Here is an 809-nt window from a genome sequence, read left to right as displayed (position 1 = left end):
ACCTACTACCAGCTCGGGTCACCGGCTCCACCACTCCGACCTCGTCCGAAGACTCAGCCGGCGGCTTCACGGGCTTAGCATCACTGGATTCGATGTTTGACGCTTCACAGCGGGTACCGGAATATCAACCGGTTATCCATCGACTACGCCTGTCGGCCTCGCCTTAGGTCCCGACTTACCCTGGGCAGATCAGCTTGACCCAGGAACCCTTAGTCAATCGGCGCACACGTTTCTCACGTGTGAATCGCTACTCATGCCTGCATTCTCACTCGTCAACCGTCCACAACTCGCTTACGCGGCTGCTTCACCCGGCAGACGACGCTCCCCTACCCATCACGATCCCCGTTGGGGGTACATATCGCAATGACACGACTTCGGCGGTACGCTTGAGCCCCGCTACATTGTCGGCGCGGAATCACTAGACCAGTGAGCTATTACGCACTCTTTCAAGGGTGGCTGCTTCTAAGCCAACCTCCTGGTTGTCTGTGCGACTCCACATCCTTTCCCACTTAGCGTACGCTTAGGGGCCTTAGTCGATGCTCTGGGCTGTTTCCCTCTCGACCATGGAGCTTATCCCCCACAGTCTCACTGCCGCGCTCTCACTTACCGGCATTCGGAGTTTGGCTAAGGTCAGTAACCCGGTAGGGCCCATCGCCTATCCAGTGCTCTACCTCCGGCAAGAAACACACGACGCTGCACCTAAATGCATTTCGGGGAGAACCAGCTATCACGGAGTTTGATTGGCCTTTCACCCCTAACCACAGGTCATCCCCCAGGTTTTCAACCCTGGTGGGTTCGGTCCTCCACGA

Annotated in this window: 1 rRNA gene; it reads right to left on the bottom strand. The window is 57.2% G+C overall.

The annotated features are described in order from the left end of the window. Positions 1-809 (bottom strand): 23S ribosomal RNA (locus ACFOSY_RS34100); the annotation flags it as partial.

It is taken from the genome of Streptomyces lusitanus, assembly GCF_042647945.1.
GTDB lineage: Bacteria > Actinomycetota > Actinomycetes > Streptomycetales > Streptomycetaceae > Streptomyces > Streptomyces pseudogriseolus.
The sequence above is the reverse complement of the archived record's forward strand: the minus strand, read 5'-3'. Positions and strand labels throughout refer to the sequence as shown.